The organism is Staphylococcus equorum, assembly GCF_001747895.1.
In the GTDB taxonomy this organism is placed as follows: Bacteria; Bacillota; Bacilli; order Staphylococcales; family Staphylococcaceae; genus Staphylococcus; species Staphylococcus equorum_A.
The window spans coordinates 18,860-41,489 of sequence record NZ_LNNB01000036.1; the positions used below are offsets into that span (position 1 = coordinate 18,860).

General features: G+C 31.9%; 22 protein-coding genes. 14 read left to right on the top strand and 8 right to left on the bottom strand.

Annotation, left to right across the window (positions count from 1 at the left end; genetic code table 11):
- Positions 1-116: 116 nt before the first annotated feature.
- From AST02_RS13555 to AST02_RS13565, 3 genes are all read right to left on the bottom strand, one after another.
- The gene (locus AST02_RS13555; protein ID WP_069818217.1) at positions 117-251 is read right to left on the bottom strand and encodes an alcohol dehydrogenase; all 135 of its coding nucleotides are present in this window, start codon (positions 249-251) and stop codon (positions 117-119) included.
- 13 nt (positions 252-264) lie between these two features.
- Positions 265-1,149 carry a permease gene (locus AST02_RS13560; RefSeq protein ID WP_069818218.1) on the bottom strand — a complete coding sequence of 295 codons (885 nt, stop codon included), beginning with the start codon at positions 1,147-1,149 and terminating at the stop codon, positions 265-267.
- 88 nt (positions 1,150-1,237) lie between these two features.
- Entirely contained in the window at positions 1,238-1,558 is a 321-nt protein-coding gene (locus AST02_RS13565) for an ArsR/SmtB family transcription factor (protein WP_069818219.1), read from the bottom strand.
- Between the two features lie 235 nt (positions 1,559-1,793).
- Here AST02_RS13565 and arsD point away from each other — a divergent pair, with 235 nt between their 5' ends.
- The 7 genes from arsD (at position 1,794) to AST02_RS13600 (ending at position 8,200) form a co-directional block, all read left to right on the top strand.
- Entirely contained in the window at positions 1,794-2,141 is a 348-nt protein-coding gene (arsD, locus tag AST02_RS13570; protein ID WP_069818220.1) for an arsenite efflux transporter metallochaperone ArsD, read from the top strand.
- The gene (gene arsA, locus AST02_RS13575) at positions 2,128-3,849 is read left to right on the top strand and encodes an arsenical pump-driving ATPase (RefSeq protein WP_069818221.1); all 1,722 of its coding nucleotides are present in this window, start codon (positions 2,128-2,130) and stop codon (positions 3,847-3,849) included. Before arsD ends, arsA begins: the two co-directional genes overlap by 14 nt.
- Positions 3,849-5,513, top strand: a complete 1,665-nt coding sequence (locus AST02_RS13580; RefSeq protein ID WP_069818222.1) for an FAD-dependent oxidoreductase — start codon at positions 3,849-3,851, stop codon at positions 5,511-5,513. The genes arsA and AST02_RS13580 overlap by 1 nt, the downstream gene beginning before the upstream one ends.
- Positions 5,510-5,824: an ArsR/SmtB family transcription factor gene (locus AST02_RS13585; protein ID WP_056935442.1), complete on the top strand. Its 315-nt coding sequence runs from the start codon at positions 5,510-5,512 to the stop codon at positions 5,822-5,824. Before AST02_RS13580 ends, AST02_RS13585 begins: the two co-directional genes overlap by 4 nt.
- On the top strand, positions 5,824-7,116 hold the full coding sequence (gene arsB, locus AST02_RS13590; protein WP_081332994.1) for an arsenite efflux transporter membrane subunit ArsB: 1,293 nt from the start codon (positions 5,824-5,826) through the stop codon (positions 7,114-7,116). The genes AST02_RS13585 and arsB overlap by 1 nt, the downstream gene beginning before the upstream one ends.
- 18 nt (positions 7,117-7,134) lie before the next feature.
- Positions 7,135-7,530, top strand: a complete 396-nt coding sequence (gene arsC / locus AST02_RS13595; RefSeq protein WP_069818223.1) for an arsenate reductase (thioredoxin) — start codon at positions 7,135-7,137, stop codon at positions 7,528-7,530.
- 421 nt (positions 7,531-7,951) lie between these two features.
- Positions 7,952-8,200 carry a GlsB/YeaQ/YmgE family stress response membrane protein gene (locus AST02_RS13600; RefSeq protein WP_069818224.1) on the top strand — a complete coding sequence of 83 codons (249 nt, stop codon included), beginning with the start codon at positions 7,952-7,954 and terminating at the stop codon, positions 8,198-8,200.
- Between the two features lie 717 nt (positions 8,201-8,917).
- Here AST02_RS13600 and AST02_RS13605 read toward each other — a convergent pair.
- Positions 8,918-9,130, bottom strand: a complete 213-nt coding sequence (locus tag AST02_RS13605) for a TM2 domain-containing protein (RefSeq protein WP_069818225.1) — start codon at positions 9,128-9,130, stop codon at positions 8,918-8,920.
- A gap of 175 nt (positions 9,131-9,305) precedes the next feature.
- Between AST02_RS13605 and AST02_RS13610 the strand changes: the two genes are divergently transcribed.
- Complete coding sequence (locus AST02_RS13610; protein ID WP_069818226.1) at positions 9,306-9,863, top strand: GNAT family N-acetyltransferase; 558 nt, start codon at positions 9,306-9,308, stop codon at positions 9,861-9,863.
- Between the two features lie 111 nt (positions 9,864-9,974).
- Here AST02_RS13610 and AST02_RS13615 read toward each other — a convergent pair whose 3' ends face one another.
- Positions 9,975-10,913, bottom strand: a complete 939-nt coding sequence (locus AST02_RS13615) for a 1,4-dihydroxy-2-naphthoate polyprenyltransferase (RefSeq protein ID WP_065337683.1) — start codon at positions 10,911-10,913, stop codon at positions 9,975-9,977.
- Positions 10,914-11,102: 189 nt separating this feature from the next.
- Here AST02_RS13615 and AST02_RS13620 point away from each other — a divergent pair, with 189 nt between their 5' ends.
- The 5 genes from AST02_RS13620 to AST02_RS13640 all read left to right on the top strand — a co-directional run bounded on the left by AST02_RS13620 (position 11,103) and on the right by AST02_RS13640 (position 16,578).
- Entirely contained in the window at positions 11,103-12,455 is a 1,353-nt protein-coding gene (locus AST02_RS13620; RefSeq protein WP_069818227.1) for an isochorismate synthase, read from the top strand.
- Positions 12,448-14,130, top strand: a complete 1,683-nt coding sequence (gene menD, locus AST02_RS13625) for a 2-succinyl-5-enolpyruvyl-6-hydroxy-3-cyclohexene-1-carboxylic-acid synthase (protein WP_069818228.1) — start codon at positions 12,448-12,450, stop codon at positions 14,128-14,130. Before AST02_RS13620 ends, menD begins: the two co-directional genes overlap by 8 nt.
- Entirely contained in the window at positions 14,117-14,923 is an 807-nt protein-coding gene (menH, locus tag AST02_RS13630; protein WP_069818229.1) for a 2-succinyl-6-hydroxy-2,4-cyclohexadiene-1-carboxylate synthase, read from the top strand. The genes menD and menH overlap by 14 nt, the downstream gene beginning before the upstream one ends.
- Positions 14,916-15,734: a 1,4-dihydroxy-2-naphthoyl-CoA synthase gene (menB, locus tag AST02_RS13635; RefSeq protein WP_002508054.1), complete on the top strand. Its 819-nt coding sequence runs from the start codon at positions 14,916-14,918 to the stop codon at positions 15,732-15,734. The genes menH and menB overlap by 8 nt, the downstream gene beginning before the upstream one ends.
- Before the next feature lie 391 nt (positions 15,735-16,125).
- Complete coding sequence (locus AST02_RS13640; RefSeq protein ID WP_069818230.1) at positions 16,126-16,578, top strand: MarR family winged helix-turn-helix transcriptional regulator; 453 nt, start codon at positions 16,126-16,128, stop codon at positions 16,576-16,578.
- A 67-nt stretch (positions 16,579-16,645) separates the two neighbouring features.
- Here the strand turns inward: AST02_RS13640 and AST02_RS13645 are convergent, their stop codons facing one another.
- Both AST02_RS13645 and AST02_RS13650 read right to left on the bottom strand, forming a co-directional pair.
- A complete protein-coding gene (locus AST02_RS13645) occupies positions 16,646-17,809 on the bottom strand; it encodes an aminotransferase class I/II-fold pyridoxal phosphate-dependent enzyme (RefSeq protein WP_069818231.1) in 1,164 nt (387 codons plus the stop codon).
- Positions 17,810-17,932: 123 nt separating this feature from the next.
- Entirely contained in the window at positions 17,933-18,937 is a 1,005-nt protein-coding gene (locus AST02_RS13650) for an acyltransferase family protein (protein WP_069818232.1), read from the bottom strand.
- A gap of 204 nt (positions 18,938-19,141) precedes the next feature.
- Here AST02_RS13650 and AST02_RS13655 point away from each other — a divergent pair, with 204 nt between their 5' ends.
- Entirely contained in the window at positions 19,142-19,564 is a 423-nt protein-coding gene (locus AST02_RS13655) for a MarR family transcriptional regulator (protein ID WP_069818233.1), read from the top strand.
- Positions 19,565-19,708: 144 nt separating this feature from the next.
- Here the strand turns inward: AST02_RS13655 and AST02_RS13660 are convergent.
- Positions 19,709-22,630: N-acetylmuramoyl-L-alanine amidase (locus AST02_RS13660; RefSeq protein WP_176723026.1), on the bottom strand; the 2,922-nt coding region annotated here is incomplete at its 5' end.

A 22,630-nucleotide genomic window follows, 5' to 3' on the forward strand; every position in this document is an offset into this window, starting at 1 on the left:
GTTAAAATATAAGTAGTCGACTTTGAAATAAAGATACGTACAAACAAAGGAATCTTCTGAATTTATGGAAGATTCCTTTGTTTGTACGTTTTTTTAATTTTTAAAACTTGAGAAAACTAGCAACAATTTTTATTGTCTTCTTCTTTTTTTTCGTTATTTTCTTCTTTTTTATCCATATGTTCTTCAATTTCTACTGAACAACATGATTGTTCTTGTGGTTTTAATTTTTTTAATGCATCTTTGATACCCAATTACTACACCTCCTTAAATAATTAAGTTAACAATTAGACCAGTAGCAATTGCTACGACTAAAATTGCTATAATAAAAAATATTACAAATTTCTTTTTAAATAATTTGGATAACAATATGACTTCAGGAATACTTGCGCCTGCACCACCTATAATTAACGCAACCACCGTACCTAATGACATCCCTTTAGATACTAGTGCTTCAGCTATAGGCAGCATTGTTTCTGGTCTGATATACATTGGAATACCAATAACAGAAGCAATAACAACTGAGATAATACCATTGCCACTTGCATATTGAGTTATAAATGCTTCAGGAATAAATCCATAAATAAATGCTCCTATAAATACACCAATAATTAAATAAGGCAACATTGGATATAGGAAAGCCCAAGCATCATTTAACGCTTGCTTAACACGAGATCCTGATTTATTTGAGAAGAAACCATCGCCTTTAACAGTAACGCCTTTATAACTCTCTGCCAGATTCATTTTTGAAAATACAAGACCTGTTAAAATACTGAAAAATGCTAAGACAATAAAATAAGCAACAGCAACTTTCCAACCTAATAGAAGCCAAAGCATAAATATCATGAGTGGATTCATGAGCGGGGAAGCGATTAAGAAACTCATAGCTGGACCAAATGGAACTTTTGAGTTTAATAATCCGGCAAGAATAGGAATAGTGGAACAAGAACAAAACGGTGTAATAGCTCCAAAAGCCATACCCAATACATAGTTTGTTGCTTTGTTAGGTTTGCTCAACAGTCTTCGTATTTTATCTTCCGAAACGAGTTGTTGAATTAAACTTACGATAAAACTTACAATTATAAATAGTACTAACAATTCAAAAAATAACATTAAAAATGTTTTGATGAATTCGATGATTGACTCTGTCATTGGTGAAGCTCCTCTAAATATATTAATCAACTTTTTTTGATATATTAATCGATAAAATTAATTAATTTAATGTTAAATAAGATGAAAACTACAATATTTTACAACAAGTATCTTCAGTTAATACGACTTGGATTTGTGCTTCGTTGATTTTGTAGTAGTTCCATGTACCGTGCTTTTCAAGAATTAAAATCTGTGCATCGACTAATTTTTTTAAATGATAAGAAAGTTTAGATTGTTTTAAATCTAATAATGCTTCTAAGTCACATACACATAATGATTTATTAGGACTCTGACTAATTTGATTAAGTATTTTTAAGCGGTTTTTGTCGGCAAGTGCGTTGAACATATTTTCATAAAAATCTAGTTGCTGTTCTTCATTCAAATCAGGATTAGGCTTAATAACTTCCATAAAATGTCACCTCATTTATTTATAGTATCTATAATTTTTTGATACATCAACTTTTATTGATATATTAACTATAAAACAACGAGGTCATTATTGCAAGATTATAAAAGTATAATTTTGAGAACAATACAAAATTTTTCAAGAATATGATTAGAAACTCGAAATAAAACTAGTACATAGACATTAGTCTATATAGATGTTAGTCTATAAAAGTAAAATAATTAATGAGGTGAACTTAATGTTAAATATTGAAATATACGAAGAAGCAATGTGTTGTTCTACTGGCGTATGTGGTCCAGAACCAGATGAAACACTAATAAAGACGAATCAAATCAATGAACATTTAAAACAAAATCAAATCGAAGTACACCGCTATAATATGAATAATAATCCAAATGAATTTATAAAAAATAAGGAAGTTATTCGTTTGGTTCAAGAAAAAGGTAATGAAGTTTTACCAATTACTTTCATAGAAGGCAATATAGCTAAAACAGGAGATTATATTACTGAAGAGGAAGCTGATGAAATTATCACTGTTAATCAGTTAAGGAATGAGGGATGTTGTGGTGGAGATGGATGTTGTTAAACGCTTAAATAAATTGAACATAGATAATATTGAGTTAACAAAATTTTTATTCTTTACTGGTAAAGGAGGCGTAGGTAAAACAACGATATCAAGTTCTCTCGCTTTAAACTTAGCAAAGGATGGAAAGAAAGTAGCTCTAGTAAGTACTGATCCAGCTAGTAACTTACAGGACGTATTTCAAATGGAATTATCTAATAAATTAACTACATACCCACCTATACCTAATCTCGCTATAGCCAACTTTGACCCGATTGTAGCAGCAGATGATTATAAAGCACAAGTTATAGCACCATACGTGGGAATTTTACCGGAAAGTGTATTGTCTGAGATGAAAGAGCAGTTAAGTGGGTCGTGTACAGTTGAAGTGGCAGCATTTAATGAATTTACAAATTTTTTATCCGATAAAACTTTAGAACAAGAATTTGATTTCATTATATTTGATACAGCTCCAACAGGTCACACCTTGAGAATGCTTGAATTACCTTCTGCATGGACAGATTATTTAAATACAACGAGTAATGATGCTTCTTGTTTAGGTCAATTATCTGGTTTAAATGAAAATAGAGGTAAATATAACGTAGCACTAAAAAAATTACGCAACCAAGAAGATACGACAATAGTGTTAGTTGCTAAACCTAACCAATCCTCTATTTATGAAATTCAGAGAGCACAACAAGAATTACAACAACTATCAATTTCTAAATTCAAAATAGTCATTAACAACTATATAGAAGAAAGACATGGTTTAATTTCTAGTCAGATGAAATCAGAACAAGATAAAAATATTAATCATTTTACTGAATGGTTAAATAACAATCATGTCTATTACGTTCCATATAAAAATCAGGAGAATGAAGGTATAGAGAGTGTGTCTAACCTATTCAATGACAATAACTTAATTGAAAATGATGACTTTAATGTTGAGAATCATCCGCAATTTAGTAACTTGATAGATGAGATTGAAAATAGTAACGTCCAATATTTATTTACAATGGGAAAAGGTGGCGTCGGTAAAACGACAGTAGCAACGCAATTAGCTACGGTATTATCTAATAAAGGATACCGCATTCTTTTAGCAACGACTGATCCTACTAAAGAAATTAACGTTGAAACCACAAGTAATTTAAATACTGCTTTTATTGATGAAGAACAAGCATTAGAAAAGTATAAAAAAGAAGTACTAGCCACAGTGACTGATGATACACCACAAGACGATATTGATTATATTATGGAAGATTTAAAATCACCTTGTACAGAAGAAATAGCATTTTTCAAAGCCTTTAGTGACATTATGGAGAATCAAGAAGACATGGATTACGTAATTGTAGATACAGCTCCTACAGGCCATACCTTGCTGTTACTTGATTCTAGTGAAAATCATCATAAAGAACTAAAGAAAAAATCAACTCAAACTACCAGTAATGTTGAAACATTATTACCCAAAATTCAAAATAAAAATTTAACACAGATGATAATCGTAACACTAGCAGAAAAAACGCCTTATTTAGAATCTAGACGTTTAGTAGAAGATTTAAATAGAGCTAATATAGGCCATACTTGGTGGGTTGTTAATCAATCGTTAGTTACGCTAAATCAACGTGATGACCTTTTTAGTAATAAAAAAGTAGATGAATCAATTTGGATAAACAAGATTAAAAATGAAAGTCTTAATAATTACTTTGTCATACCTTATGGAGGGTTATCATAATGAAAAAAATTGTAATCATTGGTTCAGTTGCTGCCGGTACAAGTGTCGCGGCTAAAGCAAGAAGAAATAGTGAAGATGTGGAAATTACTGTTTTTGATAAAGATAGTGATATTTCGTATTCAGTATGTGGTATTCCCTACTATATAGGCGGTAATGTATCTGATATTGATGAACTCACGCCACGAAATGCTAAATGGTTTAAAGAGCGCTTTAATATAGATATTTATACAAAATATGAAGTGAATCAGATAAATGATACTGATCAATCAATAACAGTTACCAATTTAGTAAATGATGAAAAGATGATTCAAGAATATGACGAATTAGTATTAGCAACAGGTTCATCACCTAAAGAACTCCCTCAATTAAATAGCGAAGAATATAAGAATGTGTTTAAAGTTAAAAATATTAATGATGCCAAAGCAATTTATAATTATATTAATGACAATGATGTTCAGAATATAACAATCGTTGGCGGCGGGTTTATTGGTTTAGAGATGCTAGAACAATTATCTAATTATAATACTTCGATTGTCCAACGTAACACTTTTATGCCTCATTTAGATCACGATATGAGTTTTATGATTCAAGAATATATTGAAGATAAAACTAATGTATATGCCTATAATGAAATTGATATTATTGATTATGATGAGACTCATACGATAAATAGAGTCAGCTTAAAAACTGGCGAATTAATTGATACAGATTTAATCATTATTGGGATTGGTGTCACACCAAATACTAAATTAGCTAAAGAAATTGGTATTAATATTGGAGAATCTGGAGCAATACAAACCAATAAGTATTTGGAAACAAATATTCCTCATATATATGCAATTGGTGATGTAGCAGAAAGTTATAATTTAATTACTGGTAACCCTATATATAGACCATTGGGTTCTACAGCAAATAAAATGGGACGTATTTTAGGGGATAGATTAACTGGTGGGAATCTAGAACACAAAGGCATTTTAGGAACAGGTATTGTCCGTATATTTGATATGACAATTGCTCAAACAGGTTTAACCGAAAAAGAAGCTATGGCGTTAGAAATTGACATAGATGTATTACACAATGTGAAACCGAATCGTCCAGAATATATGCAAGGTCGAGAAATGGTAATTAAAGCTATATTTGATAAAAATAATTCTAAATTACTTGGTGCGCAAATAGTTGGTTATGAGGGGGTAGACAAAAGAATAGATGTACTAGCTACTGCTATAACATTCGGTGCCGAAGCAGAAGATTTATTTCATTTAGATTTAGCATATGCTCCTCCTTTTTCTACAACTAAAGACCCTGTTATTTATACAGGGATGATTGGTCACAATATTACTCGAGGACGTAAGATTATAACGCCTGAAGAAGTCGTAAAACAAAAAAACGATTTATTGATTTTAGACGTACGTTCTCCAAAGCAATTTGAAGTCGATCACGTTGATGGAGCTATTAACGTCCCATTGAAAACGTTGAGAAGTTATGCCGAAACGCTAGATGAAAATCAAGCGATAGTGACTTATTGTAATAAAGGTACTACTGGTAATGCTGCACAAAACGTACTGATTAATTTAGGATTTAAACATGTATATAATTTATCAGGTGGCAATAAAAATTATCAACGATATAAAAGATTTCAAGTAGAAAGGAAGAAGAAAAATTGAATTATAAAGAAATATCACAATATTTAAAAGTGATTGCTGATAGTAGTCGTCTTGAAATATTAGATTTGTTATCTTGTGGTGAATTATGCGCTTGTGATTTATTAGAACATTTTTCTTTTTCTCAACCCACGTTAAGTCATCATATGAAAGTTTTAAAAGACAATAATTTAATTACATCCAGAAAAGATGGTAATAAAAATTTATACAAATTGAATCATGATGTATTAGATGATATTACGACAAGGCTTACTTTATTGGGTTCAAGTACTGTTCCATGCATCTGTGAAACAGTAGAGAAGGGCGAGTGTTAATGATGACGATATTAGCAATCACAATCTTTGTATTAACGTTAATTTTTGTTATTTGGCAGCCTAAAGGTTTAGATATTGGTATTACTGCATTAATAGGTGCTGTAGTTGCTATAATCACCGGCGTTGTGAGCTTTTCAGATGTACTGGAAGTTACTGGAATCGTTTGGAATGCGACTTTAACGTTTGTTGCTGTTATTCTAATTTCACTCATATTAGATGAAATTGGGTTCTTTGAGTGGTCTGCTATACATATGGTTAGAGCATCAAAGGGTAATGGCTTGAAGATGTTTATCTTTATCATGCTCTTGGGTTCAGTTGTAGCAGCCTTCTTCGCAAATGATGGTGCAGCTTTAATACTTACACCTATTGTATTAGCAATGGTACGTAATTTAGGCTTTGATAAAAAAGCAATATTTCCATTTATCATTGCTAGTGGTTTTATTGCAGACACAACCTCATTACCACTTATTGTTAGTAATTTAGTTAATATAGTTTCTGCGGATTATTTCGATATAGGTTTTATTGAATACTTCAGTAAAATGATTATACCTAATATATTCTCGTTGATTGCAAGCATTCTTGTTTTATGGTTGTATTTTAGAAAATCTATTCCTGGCAAATTTAACGAAGTAAATATTAGAGAACCAAGAGAAGCGATTAAAGATAAAAAACTTTTTAACATCTCTTGGATTGTACTTGCTTTCTTACTCGTTGGTTATTTAATAAGCGAGTTTATAAATATTCCAGTATCTATTATTGCTGGTATCATTGCTTTAATATTTGTATTATTAGCGCGTAAATCTAAAGCGGTACATACGAAACAAGTAATTAAAGGTGCGCCATGGAACATTGTTTTATTCTCCATTGGTATGTATCTCGTCGTCTTTGGTTTGAAGAATGTCGGCATTACGACTTTACTTGGAGATGTACTAACAAATATTTCAAGTTACGGCTTGTTTAGTAGTATCATGGGCATGGGCTTTATAGCTGCATTTCTTTCATCTATTATGAACAACATGCCAACTGTATTAATAGATGCAATAGCAATTGGTCAATCGAGTGCCACAGGATTATTAAAAGAAGGCATGATTTATGCCAACATTATTGGATCTGATTTAGGACCTAAAATAACACCAATCGGCTCTTTAGCCACACTTCTTTGGTTACACGTGTTAACTCAAAAAGGAGTGAAAATATCCTGGGGTGTATATTTCAAAACGGGAATTATTATCACGATCCCTGTTTTATTTGTAACCCTATTAGGTTTATATTTAACACTAATTATTTTCTAAAAAGAGAGGTAGTAATAGATGAATAAAAAAACAATTTACTTTATATGTACTGGTAATTCTTGTCGTAGTCAAATGGCTGAAGGCTGGGGAAGAGAAATACTCGGCGAAGAATGGAATGTTTACTCAGCAGGTATCGAAACGCATGGCGTAAATCCCAAGGCGATAGAAGCGATGAAAGAAGTAAACATTGATATTTCAAATCATACATCCGACATGATTGATAGTAATATTTTAAAACAGTCGGACCTCGTTGTTACACTTTGTAGTGATGCTGATGATAATTGTCCAGTTATCCCACCTAATGTAAAAAAAGAACATTGGGGCTTTGATGATCCAGCAGGTAAAGAATGGTCAGAATTTCAACGTGTAAGAGATGAAATAGGCGATACAATTAAACGATTTAAAGAGCTATAAGCATTTAAATTTATTTGTTATTTTTAAATGATGAACTTAAAAATGAGTATGAATTAAATCAGAAAAATAATGAAAAACCTTCAAAGTAGCCACTAAAAGTGAAAACTTTGAAGGTTTTTTATGTCAAAGTAGCGATGTATTAATAATTACAGTAGATAGGAATTTAAGTTTTAAATAATAGTAATGTTTTTTGAGAACTAACTAGGGAAAAAGTATATTATAAACAATAAGATTATAAAAATTAGATATGCTTAGATCTTTACCAATAATACGAGGTAATAAGTTTTTGATTTTAACTCAAGATATTGTAAGAAAAAATAAAATTATTTTTTACAATGAATATTGTTTACGATGTTGTATATAAACAAAAAAAGTGGTAAGCTATGCAATGTGATAAAATAAGAAAATAGGAGAGATATATATGGGCTTTATTATTATGATTATAGTAGGCGGTTTAATTGGCTGGTTAGCCGGCGCAATTTTAGGTAAAGATATTCCAGGTGGAATTATTGGTAATATTATTGCAGGTTTAATCGGTTCAGCTATAGGTAGTAGATTATTAGGCACTTGGGGACCAGTTTTAGGTGGCGTTCCAATCTTACCAGCTTTAATCGGGGCAATCGTATTAATCCTAATTGTTTCACTTATTATGAAAGCAATTAGAAAATAGTATATAATCACTCACCACTTGGTGGGTGTTAGAACTTAGACAAACCATTTGCTATAAAGCATTTGGTTTTTTTAATAGATACTATTCCCTTGAGGGAATCTTTGTTCTTTCATTTCATTGTTTAATACTTACATGAAATGGAATGAATGTTTTTTCTAATTCAAGTATATATTTATTTTGTGTTTTTGCCTTTATATGAATGCAATCAATGAATAATTGTAATTGATGATATTGTTTTTGTTTTAAAAAACAGCAGTGATTTGTGCCGACTCCTGCTGGAAAAGCACTAGCCGAAGACTACAGGCTGAGGCTGTGCCCGCGGAAAGCGTGCACAAAAAAGTGCCAACAAAGTCATAGATTTTGTCGACACTCTGCTACTCACTATTTGGTGGGCGTTTTTTTAAATTTTAATAATATTGATAGGTCTGTATATAAATAAAAAAGCTAACCGTTTTTTTTAGAAACGATTAGCTTTTTTTCTTTTTTTCATAAACTTCAATGTATGTGAAATCTATTTTTTGCTTATTAAGTTTCTGATTCCTTTTATAATAAAGCCTACTACTACAGATCTGAAAACACGTGATATAATATTTTTCATTATTAATCCTCCTAAGTTACAATTCAAATTTCCTTAATTTGCTGTATAGTTTCTTTACCCAATTTTCGATGAAATATTGGAGAAAACAGAAAAATTTTTAACTTTTAATAAAATAATGCTTATTTTCCAAAAGAAATAAGACCGTCTTCATCTGCTTTGTTAAAGAAAATCGTAATGAGACCACTAATGATAGCGATAACGTATGGAATGCCTGTCCAAAAGAACACTAAATGTACAATACCTTGTAAAAGTTGATTTGAGTAAAATTTATGAATACCACACCAACCGAGTATAAATGCAAGTACAACGTAAATGACTTTATTTACTTTCATATGTCTAGTCCTTTCATTTTAAAATTGTTATCTTAATTATCTCTTATATTAAGTGATTCAACAATCGAAAACAATCAATGAAAAACAAATTCTCGTAAAAAGCCAATTATTGTTTCGAACTTTTTATTTAATTCATATATAATATAGTTAAATAAACATAATAAGGAGCATACAAATGATTAGAAAAGCTAAACCTAACGATAAGCATGAAATTGCAAAATTATGTTATATCATTTGGAGTCAATTAGACATTGACTTAGTGGAATATACTGAAAAAGAGAGATTACTAAAAATTATGGAACAAAGTATGGTGGATGTACAATATAGAGGCCATTATAGTAACACTTGGATATACGAAATCGATGGTGAAATTGCAGGTTGCTTAATTGCATACCCTGGTGATAAAGAGTTAGAGCTTGAAAAGGCTTGGTTAGATATGGAATTAGATGAAGACATTAGAGCTTATGGGACGCCGATGCCAATGAAAGAAGCTAATGATGATGAATGGTATATAGAAACAGTTGCTACCTTTCCAGAATTCAGAGGGCAAGGTGTCGCTACTAAATTAATTAAACATGTATTAGAGACGTATCCAGATGAAAAATGGAGCTTAAATTGTGATTTACTCAATGATGGGGCGTTACATGTTTATAAAAAATTAGGGTTCCAACCTACAAGTGAATTTGATTTATACGGTCATATGCATTATCACATGGTACATGTAAAAGACTGAGCTTTTATTTGTTTAAAAAGTAAAAAAATCGATCTTCATGAGTATGAAGATCGAAAAAGTAATACTTACTTTATTTGATTGCTTGGTTAAAGTTGTTTGTTGAGAAATATATTAAATACCACCGAGCAGAGCACTAATATAAATACCAAGTGCATACAGTAGACCGAAGAATGTGTTCGTTTTTCCTGTTGCAGCCATTGCTGGCATCATAGTTGCTGGCGTGTCATTCTTTTTGAATCTACGTACAGCCTTGATAGGTAGCGGGAATGACAGTAAAGCAAGTAAAAAGAAAATTGAACCACCAGGTTGGAAGAACGTAATATAGATAACTAATGCATACGCGACAATGTACATTAATGCTAAGAAGCGTATAGAGTTATTTTTACCCAATAAAATAGGTAATGTCTTACGACCACTTTCTTTATCTTTAACACGGTCACGAATATTATTAGCCATATTGATTAAACCGATTGTTATAACAATTGGAAGACTGATCCAAACAACTAGACTTTGTAAATTACCTGTTTGAATGAAGAATGCAATTAAAATAATAATCATACCCATGAAAATTCCAGAGAATACTTCACCAAAAGGAGTCCAAGAAATAGGGAACGGTCCACCTGTATATAAATAGCCGATTGCCATACACACAAGTCCAATTGGTATGAGCCAGAACGAACTGTTGATGGCTATAAATAGTCCTAGTAAAGCAGCAATGACATAAAATGCAATGGCTATATTCATGACTAACTTAGGACTCATGCCATTTCGAACGATTGCACCACCGATTCCTACAGAAGTGTGGTCATCTAACCCTTTTTTGAAATCATAGTATTCATTAAACATGTTTGTTGCAGCTTGAATTAATAAACAAGCGATTAACATGGCTAAAAGCAAAGCAAGACTTAGATGATCTTCACTACCGAGTAGGAATATTTTTGCAGTAGCAGTACCAACAAGTACTGGTACCACAGCAGCGGTTAAAGTATGTGGTCTCATTAAGTGCCAGTATTTTCTGACAGTAGAATATTGTTGATATTGAGATGCCATAAAATTTTATACCTCGAATTCTTTTATATTAAAATATTTTTTATCAAATTTATTTTAATGGAAGAACTTGTAAAGGTCAAATAACGTGAAAATTATATAAATGAAATAGGCTAGATACCATACACATATTGTGAAAAGTGGTACAATATTATAATGAGTGCAAACTGATAAATGAAAGAAGTGAAATAGATGACTTTGGACGTCAAGGAAAGTGAAATTGTCGAAGCGGTATACGAAAGTAATCATACTTGGGTTTCTGTAGAAGCAAAATTAAATTATGAATTAGATCCTACTGTATTATTCCATGTTACGGAAGACAGTGCAGGAGACCGTTTTTATTTTAAAAAAAATGACAACAAAACTTCATTCTTTGGCTATCATGCTATTAAAAGATTTAAAAATGACTTTGAAAGTAAACAATCTATTTTCCGAGAATGGGAAAAATATAAAAGTGATATTGATTTAATTCATCCAAATTCAGAACGACATCATTTAAAAATATGTGGCGGATTCCAATTTTCAACACATAAATCTGGAGATGAGTGGCGTGAATTTGGTATTAATCATTTTATATTACCTGAAGTATTGGTAACTATGGAAGAAGGAAACACGTATATTACCTATACTGTAGAAGCAGATCAATTTGAAATTGACTCATTTTTAACGATTATAGATAAGTTAACTCAAGAAAATGTTAGCCCAGATTTTGAAAAAGGTGAAATTAAACGCATTGAGGATATTTATAAAGATGAGTGGCGTGATTTAGTTAAAGATACAATAGATATATTAGATGAAAACAAAAAAATTGTGCTTGCAAGAAAACGATTGATTATGTTTGATAAAAATATAAACATCCCTTATATCTTAAACCAAGCAACACAAGGTGAACATAATAGTTACTTATTTGTATTAGAATCACAAGACAGTGTATTCTTTTCACAAACACCTGAACAATTAATGGAAATTAATGATGAAATATTATCTACAAAAGCAGTTGCAGGTACGATTAAACGTACACATCAAGATGATGTGGATAATGAAAATATAAATGCATTTTTAAATGATGAAAAAAACTTAAATGAACATCGCTTTGTAGTAGATAGCATATTGAATGACATTGAATTGTATGTAGAAGATATTACTTACAATGAAAAGCCACAAATTTTAACAAATGATCATTTGTATCACTTGTATACGAAAATTAAAGGACAATTGATTAGTGAATCTTACATTGGTTTATTAGATAATCTTCATCCGACGCCGGCACTTGGAGGTTACCCAAAAGAGGAAGCAATTGAATATATTGAACAAAATGAGTTTGGAACACGTGGGCTTTATGGCGCGCCAGTTGGCTATATTGACATGTATGATAATTGTGAATTTATCGTTGCAATTAGATCTATGTTGATTAAGAAAAATCAAGCAACATTATTTGCTGGTTGTGGAATTGTAAGTGATTCTGATGCGGATAGTGAAGTAGAAGAGACTGCTGTTAAATTTAGCCCAATGATGAAAGCATTAGGAGTCGAGAAATATGAATAACCATACAACTGCATTAACAAAACAGGTATTTACTTTTGTTTCAGAACTATATGCATACGGAATAAGAGAAATAGTGATAAGTCCAGGATCTCGTTCAACACCAATGGCAATTGCAATTGAAGCACACCCTAAAATGAAATCTTGGATTCATCCAGATGAACGTAGTGCCGCTTTCTTTGCGATGGGATTAATGAAAGGCAGTGAGCGACCAGTTGCGATTCTTTGTACATCTGGTAGCGCTGCTGCGAATTATACACCAGCCATTTCTGAAAGTAGCTTGAGTCATTTACCACTCGTGGTATTAACAAGTGATCGTCCACATGAACTCAGAGGTATTGGGGCACCACAAGCAATAGATCAAACAAATATGTTTGCAAATTATACACAATATCAATTTGATTTCCCAATTGCTGATAGTAATGATGACCAAGACTTTATGACGAATACAGTTAAATTCCAATTACAAAAAGCGAGTCAGTATTTATATGGCCCGCATCGAGGTCCAATTCATCTGAATTTACCATTTAGAGAGCCACTGACACCTGATTTAGAAAAAGTTGAATGGTTAACTTCAGATACGAAGATTATGCCACATTACCAAAAAACGACGAGTCTCAATGAAATAAATGTAATTGTTAAAAAACGCAAAGGTCTTATTATCGTTGGCGATATGCAGCATCAAGATGTAGATCAAATACTCACATTTGCGACGATACATGATATGCCTATACTTGCTGACCCTCTAAGTCAATTACGTCGTGAGCATCATCCTAATGTAATAACAACCTATGATCTTTTATTTAGAGCAGGGTTGGAAGTGGATGTTGATTTTATAATTCGAGTAGGTAAACCAGTTATTTCCAAAAAAATAAACCAATGGTTAAAAGAGACGAAGGCATTTCAAATTTTAGTGCAGAATAACGATAGACCAGATGCATTTCCAATAACACCTCATGTTTCTTACGAGATGTCTGCAAATGATTTCTTTAGACAATTATCTGAGACGACGACAGTTGAACGGAAGCAATGGTTAGAAAAATGGCAATCATTAGAGAAACATGCCAAAGTTGAAATTAAAGATTATGTGAGAACTGCGACAGATGAAGCGGCTTACGTAGCAAATGTACTAGACAAACTAACAACAGCTGATGCATTATTTGTGAGTAATAGTATGCCAATTCGTGATGTAGATAATTTGTTTACTGACTGTGAAGCAGAGATTTATTCAAATCGTGGAGCTAACGGTATCGATGGTGTTACTTCAACAGCATTAGGCATGGCGGTGCACAAGAAAGTGACATTGTTGATTGGTGATTTAGCCTTTTATCATGATATGAATGGCTTACTCATGTCTAAATTAAATGATATCAACTTGAATATAGTGTTATTAAATAATGATGGTGGGGGAATCTTTTCATATTTACCACAGAAAGATACAGCTGATGCATATTTTGAAAGATTATTTGGCACACCAACAGGATTGGATTTTGAACATACTGCGCTACTTTACGACTTTACATTTAAACGATTTGAATCTATTGAAGCATTTAAATACACTGAGTTATCCAAATTTGGCGCACATATTTATGAAATTATGACGCATAGAGAAGATAACCTACAACAACATCTTAAACTCTATAAAAAGTTGAGTGATATTATCAATGTTACATTATAAATTTCATCGAGCGAATCAATCAACCAATCAATTAATAGTGATGCTACACGGCTTTATTAGTGATCAGCACGCATTTGATAATCATATTCAAATGTTGAAAGAAAGTGTAAATATCGTAACAATTGACTTGCCTGGACATGGTGTAGATGAATCTCCATTTAATCAAGAATGGGACTTTCCTTTTATTAGCCAACAGTTAGATGAAACGCTAGAAGTGTTTAGTGCATATCAATTATTTTTACATGGCTATTCAATGGGTGGTAGAATAGCGTTGTATCATGCAATTCATGGCAACACTAAATTGACAGGTCTTGTTTTGGAAAGTACATCTCCAGGCATTGAAGATCAAACAGCACAGATAGAAAGACAACAAGTTGATTATGCACGTGCCCAAGTATTAGAAATTGCAGGATTAGAAGTTTTTGTTAATGATTGGGAAAAACTGCCACTATTTTATACACAACATGACTTAGATAAGATTACTAAATTAAGTATTCGTAACATGAGAATGCGCCAAGACGCATCAAGATTAGCAAAAGCGTTGAGAGATTACGGTACTGGCAACATGCCTAATTTATGGTCGGAATTGAATCAAATACAAATCCCGACATGTATTATTGTTGGAACTTTAGATGGTAAATTTTGTGAAATTGCTCAAAAAATAGTTTCAATTATACCGAAAACTGAACTTTTTGAAATAGCACAGAGTGGTCATACTGTTCATGTGGAAGAAATGGCAGAATTTGATAGAATAGTATTAGGTTTTATTCAAAAGGAGGAGCAAAATGACTAGACAGTGGGAAACAATTAAAGAATATAAAGAGATTAAGTATGAATATTACGATGGAATCGCTAAAGTAACAATTAACCGTCCTGAAGTGCGTAATGCTTTTACACCAAACACGGTACAAGAAATGATGGACGCATTTACTAAAGCACGTGATGATCAACGTGTTGCTGTTATTATTTTAACAGGTGAGGGAGATAAAGCATTTTGTTCTGGTGGAGACCAGTCAGTACGTGGACACGGTGGCTATGTAGGTGAAGATCAAGTTCCTCGTTTAAACGTATTAGATTTACAAAGACTTATTCGTGTAATTCCAAAACCAGTTATCGCAATGGTAAGAGGTTATGCAGTAGGTGGCGGCAATGTATTAAACGTTGTATGTGACTTAACAATTGCTGCAGATAATGCTATCTTTGGTCAAACTGGACCAAAAGTAGGATCATTTGATGCTGGTTACGGTTCTGGTTATTTAGCTCGTATCGTAGGACATAAAAAAGCACGTGAAATTTGGTATTTATGTCGCCAATATAATGCACAAGAAGCATTAGATATGGGATTAGTTAATACAGTAGTACCTCTAGACGAAGTAGAAGATGAAACTGTTAGATGGTGTGAAGATATTAAGAAACATTCACCAACTGCTTTAAGATTCTTAAAAGCTGCTATGAACGCAGATACAGATGGTTTAGCTGGTCTTCAACAAATGGCTGGAGATGCAACATTACTTTACTATACAACGGATGAAGCAAAAGAAGGTAGAGACGCGTTTAAAGAAAAACGTGATCCTGATTTTGACCAATTCCCTAAATTCCCATAAGGAATTAATATATTAACCTTTATTGAAGGTTAAGTACATACTGTCGACAAAGTATTATACTTTGTCGGCAGTTTTTTTATGCGCTTTTTACAAGTGCAACTCCGACTTTACTATATATTTTCATATGTTATCACCTAGGACACGATTTTAGCATATTATTATGTATACTCATACTGCGTTTTTATTCATTGATTTTACTCCTAGAAAGAGAATAAACAAAAATGAATGAGGGGAATAATTAAAAGGAGTTTATTATTATGTAAAAATCAAATAGCGTATCAATGTATAGGTATAAATTTATTATTTATAAAACTCTTTTAATAGTTCTAATATATTTGACTGTAATTTAAAAATATATTAATATTATAATGAAAAGAAATGAGGGAGAACAATGACATCAGACACTAACGACCAAATAAGAAAAGAAATGTGCTACTTATTTTATATAACGAGTAAAGAAGTTGTAAATCGTTTTAATCGTTACTTAAAACAATATGATATAAGCTTTCCTAACTATATTGTACTGCTTTATATTGAAAACGATAAGAATGTTTATATTAAAACGTTATGTGATGAACTCTATTTAGATTCTGGTACTATAAGCCCTATAATTAAACGTTTAGAAAAAAAAGACCTTATTAATCGTATCAGAACAGAAGAAGATGAACGTAGAGTTAAAGTGAGATTAACAGAAAAAGGATTGAAACTTAAAGAAGAATTCAGCAAAATCTCCGAAGATGTTATTCAACAATTTGATATGGAAGGTGAAGAGTCGGTTACCTATTATCAAATTTTAAAAGCGTTTGCTGAAAAAAATGTTTTTAAAAAAGATGAAGATTTATAATATAAAGTACCCGCTAAACATTGAAGGTTATTCAATATTTAGCGGGTATTTTTGTGTTTATAAAAAATTATTGTTGATAGTATTCGTTAAGAAATTCTTCTAGCCTTCTCATGCCTTCTTTTAAGGCATCAAGTTCATAAGCATAGGATATACGTACATGCCCTTTACCTAAATCAGTAAAGGATGAACCTGGTACCATTGCTACGTGTGCTTTTTCAAGTACATTAATACAAAATTCAAAATCATCATCAGTAAATTTTTTGATGCTAGGGAAGATATAAAAAGCACCTTCAGGCTTAGCATCAAGTTCAAATCCAAGTGACTCTAATTTATGAATTAAAAAATCACGACGTTCAATATAAGCTTTATTCATATATTGTGGCGCTTCCAAGCCTTCATTTAAAGCAGCAATACAAGCAATTTGTGCAGGTACATTTGCACAAATACAATTATATGCATGCATAAATGTTAACTTTTCAATTAAGTACTCAGGTCCAATTAAAAATCCAATACGAATACCAGTTGCAGAATGTGATTTACTTAAACCACCTACGAGTAAAAGTTGATCACGGATTGCATTAAATTCTGCAAAAGAAGTATGTTTTCCACTAAATGTGTTTTCAGCATAAATTTCATCACTAATTATGAAAATTTCTTTGTCTTTCAATGTCTCAGTGATTGCTTGAACCTCATTATACGATAATATGACGCCAGTAGGGTTAGTTGGATAGTTGAGTAATATTGCTTTTGTATTGTTCGTAATATGAGCTTCTATGGCCTCAGGAGTGATTTTATACTCAGACTGAGTTGTATCTATGAAAATTGGAACGCCACCCAAGGTTTTAATCAAGGGAATATATCCTGCATAGATAGGGCCAGGAACAATAATTTCATCGCCTTGATTAATAATACTTCGTAATGCTGTATCTAATGCTTCACTAGCGCCATTAGTAATAATAATTTCTTCAGTACTATACTTAAAATGGTAGCGTTGCTCAAAATATTCACTTACAGCGTTTCTAGTTTCAATTAACCCTTTATTATGCGAATAAGTTGTTTGATCTTCATTTATCGCGTTAATATATGCAGATTTAACTACATCTGGCATAGGGAAATCTGGTTGACCAATCGTTAAATTGATACAGTTATCAATGTTTTTTATACGACTTGAAAATTGACGTATGCTTGGTGCACTTAAATATTTAGCATTATCGTTTAAAGAAAGTTTCATTGAATATTTCACCTCAAGATTAAAAATACCGAATTGTATTTTTTTATGTATGATTAATAGATATCATCAAAGTATTTCTATCATAACATATTTAAAATAAATACAATTCGGTAAAAACCTTTATTAACCTTTAAATTTAGAAGGTGACTGTAAATTGATAACTGGGTTTGTCCATTTTGATACAAAACGTGTTGATAAAACATAGACAATGATACAGGTTGCACTTAAAAGATAAATATAAGTTAAAATGGATATTTCATCTTTAAACGGATGAAGACCAAAACCACGAACTACTCCGATTACAAGACCATGTAATAAATAGATATGCATTGTTCTACGTCCTATATAAGTATAGAATTTTTCTTTTTCAGGTATTAAATTTAAGAAAGAAAACATAGTTACTAAAATAATAAAATAAAGGAGTAATCTTTTGAAGGGACTGTAAAGATCGTGTTTTCCTTCTAATGACATGTAAGGTGAATCACCTAACAACCAGTCTGAATTGATTGGATGAATGGTATAGATTACATAGAAACCGACTAAAACTATAATAGCAATAGGGACGAACTTTTTATTTCTTAAAATTTGTGTATGTTTACTTGTAAATAAATAACCTAAATAAAATATTGGAAAGAACATAATCGTTCTTGAAAAACTTAAATAATTATCAATATTGTCTGAATAACCAGCAAATAATGAAAAAATGATTGCTATTGGTAAGACAAAATAAGGTTTATAGTCTTTAACAATTACTAAAATTACGTGAAAGAAGAATAATGTAAGTAAAAACCAAAGTGCGAACACGGGATCGAAAGGATCGAACTGAACGCTATCTTCTTTACCAGTTAAATAATAATATAAAGAGAAAAAACCAAAGAAAATAATATAAGGTATTAATAGTTTTTTAGAGACTTTTTCTAAATAACCAGCTTCTCCTGCTTTTTTTGCAAAGTAACCAGAAATAAATAAAAATGCTGGCATATGGAAGCTGTAAATTGTTAAGTACAACGAAGATAGATATGTGCTTGCTTCATTGTATGGTTGTAATAAATGACCAAAGACAACAAGAAATATCAACACTGCTCTTGCATTGTCAAAAAAGTAATCTCTTTTTTTTAATTGTGCCATGCTTTTTCTCCTTTAAAAGTGCCGGATGAATTTTATAATCACTGATACTAATTTATTATAAATCATATGAGAAATGCAACAAAATAGATCGATTTGTATTTTATTATTGTATATTATGTAGAATGACATTATAATATTAAGAAATATAATAGTGTCATTTGATTGGTGATAACAAGTAAATTAACATAGTGGAGATGAAGCAACATGTACAAACAACTAGAACAATTAATTACACTGACAAGTAACGATTTGAACTTAGTAAGTAGAAGGTTTGGCCAACGTACAGATTTAACTTCAGAGCAATTAGAAATGTTAAGAATTTTATACAATTATGAAGTTTTATCTCAATATGACTTAACTATGAAAATTAATAAAGAACAATCAATTGTATCACGTTGGATAAAAAAACTTTGCCAAATGGGATACATAACTAGTAAACAATCTAATAAAGATTTAAGATGTAAAGATTTAATGGTAACGGATAAGACAAAGAAACTCGTACAACAAATTAATGAGGTGAGGGTAGCTTTAATTGAAGCGCGCTGCCAAAATTTAACTTCACAAGATATAGAAGACTTAAACCATTTGCTGTATAAATTAAACGTCCATCAGGCTTATTTACGCTAGGTTATTGGGACCAAGTAATTTATATGAGAGCATCAGAATATAAAAATTTAAGAGTACATGTTTCACTCATAGAAAATATCTATTGAGTGATCATGTACTCTTATTTTAATTATATAAAAGCAAGTATAATATTTTAGGTGTAAATTAAGCTTTATAAGTATTTACATCAAAATATTTACCTAATTTACCCATTGAATCATAGAAACCTTTAATACGTGTGGCATTGTGCTCTGCCCATCTTACATCAGTTGCGTATTGATGTTCACCTGGATTTTCAGGGTTCCAACGCATTTTATAAAGTGTATTTTGGCCTTGGCTGATATATGAACTTGAGATGAATTTAGCACCACCAACGATTGCTTTTTTAACTGTATCCCAACCGTTAGATTTAGCAGTAGCGAAACCTTGTTTAACTGCATCGCTATCAACTGCTCCGATACCGAACATATTATAATATTTGTTTGGACCATCTGTTACGACTTTATCATCTACTACATCGCCGCCGTTAGCAAGTTCTGAAGTACCATCACCTGTTTCTAATAGGGCATGTGAGATTAAATAAACCTCATTAATATTGTAAGCTTTAGCTGCTTCGCTGAATGCTTCACCTTGACCTTCTAAAATACCTTTACCGACTAAAAGTTTATCTAAATCTGCTGAAGAGATATCTTGAGATTTATCTAAACGTAAGAATTGATATTTTTGAGTAGGATCTTGTGCTAATTTGCCCGTATCCATAGCATTTTTTATCTCGATAGGTGTAGCATCTTCCCATTTACCTGGTGTGTGTTGAATTTGAGGTTTAGTTTTCAAACCTGCTTGAATTGCTACAGCCTCATCTAGCGTTAAACCAGATTGATAATATTTGATTAATTCTTTGCGTAAGTCTTCTTCTTTAATCCAAACCATTTGGCCATTAGATAATTTGCCGTGATACCAAGTCACACCATTGATAACTTGTTTCTCAAATACTGTAAAGATACTTTCATAGAAATCTTTTAACGAGCCTGCTGGTTGAGCAGAAGTTGGATCTAAGTAATAACTACCATCAGCATTATAAATTACATAATCAAATTTATAAGGTGTAACTGCCGATTTAGTTACGTCAGATGTTTGAGCTTCGGTTACAACTTTATTATTTTGATTTGTATTTGTATTTAAATCTTTAGCTGCAATCCATCCAGTCTTGTTATTAACATTACCGTATACGTATTCATCTTTATCAACTTGAACCGATTTAGAAGCATTAAATTGATTGTTTTTAACATTTTTTAACGAATCTAATTGTTGAGATTTTGTACCCCAAGGCACTGCATAAAGTCCATTATTCGTAGATTTAACTGTGAACTGACCATTTTTAGCAGATGTTTTACTTAAATCACGTGTATTGATGTCTTTTGTATTAACCCAACCTAATGGTGTATTTTGGTTAGCGTTTTGAATTAATACGTAAGTATTATCGCCTTGTGTACGTTGTTTTGTAACATTAAATGTACGGCCTGATAATTTAGATGCATCTTTGGCTTTTGTATCATTAACTGTAGTCTTAATACCAGAATTTGTATTATTTAATTGACCAATTTTACTTACTGATTGAGTTTGATTTTGAGTATTGTTTTGAGATTGAGTATTATTTTGAGATTGAGTATTGTTTTGAGATTGAGTATTGTTTGATACAGGTTTTGTCACAGGTTTCGCTGCAGGTTTCGCCTCAGGTTTCGTTGCAGGTTTCGTTGCAACTTCTGTGACTGTAATATCACCAGTTTGCATCCAACCCAAATTCGTATTTGTATCATTATCAGTTATTAAATAAAAACCATTATTACCTAGCATAGCTTTTTTACTTAATTTAAAAGTGTTGCCATTTACGTATGATTTTTGAACACCTTGTTTATCATAAACAGAAGTGTAAACACCATGGTTAGATTTAGATACAGTACCTTGTTTATTTGTAAGCTCAGTTATTGTTAATTGATTACTACTTGTCGTATCGTTGTTTGCCGTATTGTCGTTATCTTCTACAGATCCAGAACCATTACTCGGTTCGTTAGTATTTCCAGTGTTGTCTGGTTCTTCTGAGCCAGTATTATTATCTGGTGTATCTGTTTCAACATTTTCATTTGAATCGTCTGAACCACTTGTACTACCTGAAGATGATTCGCCCCAAGGTGCTACTTGACCAGTTTTAATTAAATATTTTTCATAGATCAAGTCATATAATTCATCATAACTGTAGTTAAATGAAGCTAAATAGCCGTGCGGATCTGTATGATTAGATCCCCCTAGGAAAGTACTAACAGCTTGGTGAGTCCATACTGTACCTTGTCCATCGTACTCAGCACTATCAGGTGACAGACCATAATAGAGTAAGTTTGTTGCTGCATAGTCAGCATAATTGTTAATTGAACGTGCAAATGAATCATAATCATGTGTATGAACTAACTCAACATGGATAAAACGATCGTTTGCAGCTGGACCAGCGCCCCAAGCAAGATAATCAGTATTTGCTGTTTCTATAATACGATCACCATCGATATAAGCATGTACGAAAGCACTATTGTAATTGTTCTTCATATAGTTAATTTCACCAGTAATAGTTGAATTATCATTTGCAGTTTCGTGTAAAACGATACCTTCTGGTTTACCATAACGATAGCTATATTGTGGTAAAAAGCTTGCAATATCTTGTTCATAGGTTGGAGCTACAAAATTATTATTACGAATATAGTCATTAAGTGATGAATTCACTTGTGGAGTATATGCTGGCAGTGAACTTGTTGTACCTGCCTCTTTTGTTACTGCAGCTCGCGTTGAAAACGTATTATTTGTATCTGCAGAAGCTACTCTAAGTTTAGGAGTAGCTTCTGGACTTAATGTTGTCGCAGTAGCACTTGGCGCACTCGATTTAGTTGCGACAGCTGTCGCAGTTGATGTTGCATTACTGTCTTCTATAGTGTTTTGTGTGTTTACGTCAGAAGAAGTGCTGTCTTCTTTATTATCTTCGGAAGCTTTAGCATCCTCATCATCTTGAACGTCTTTATCAGAAGTATCTTCTTCAGATTGTTG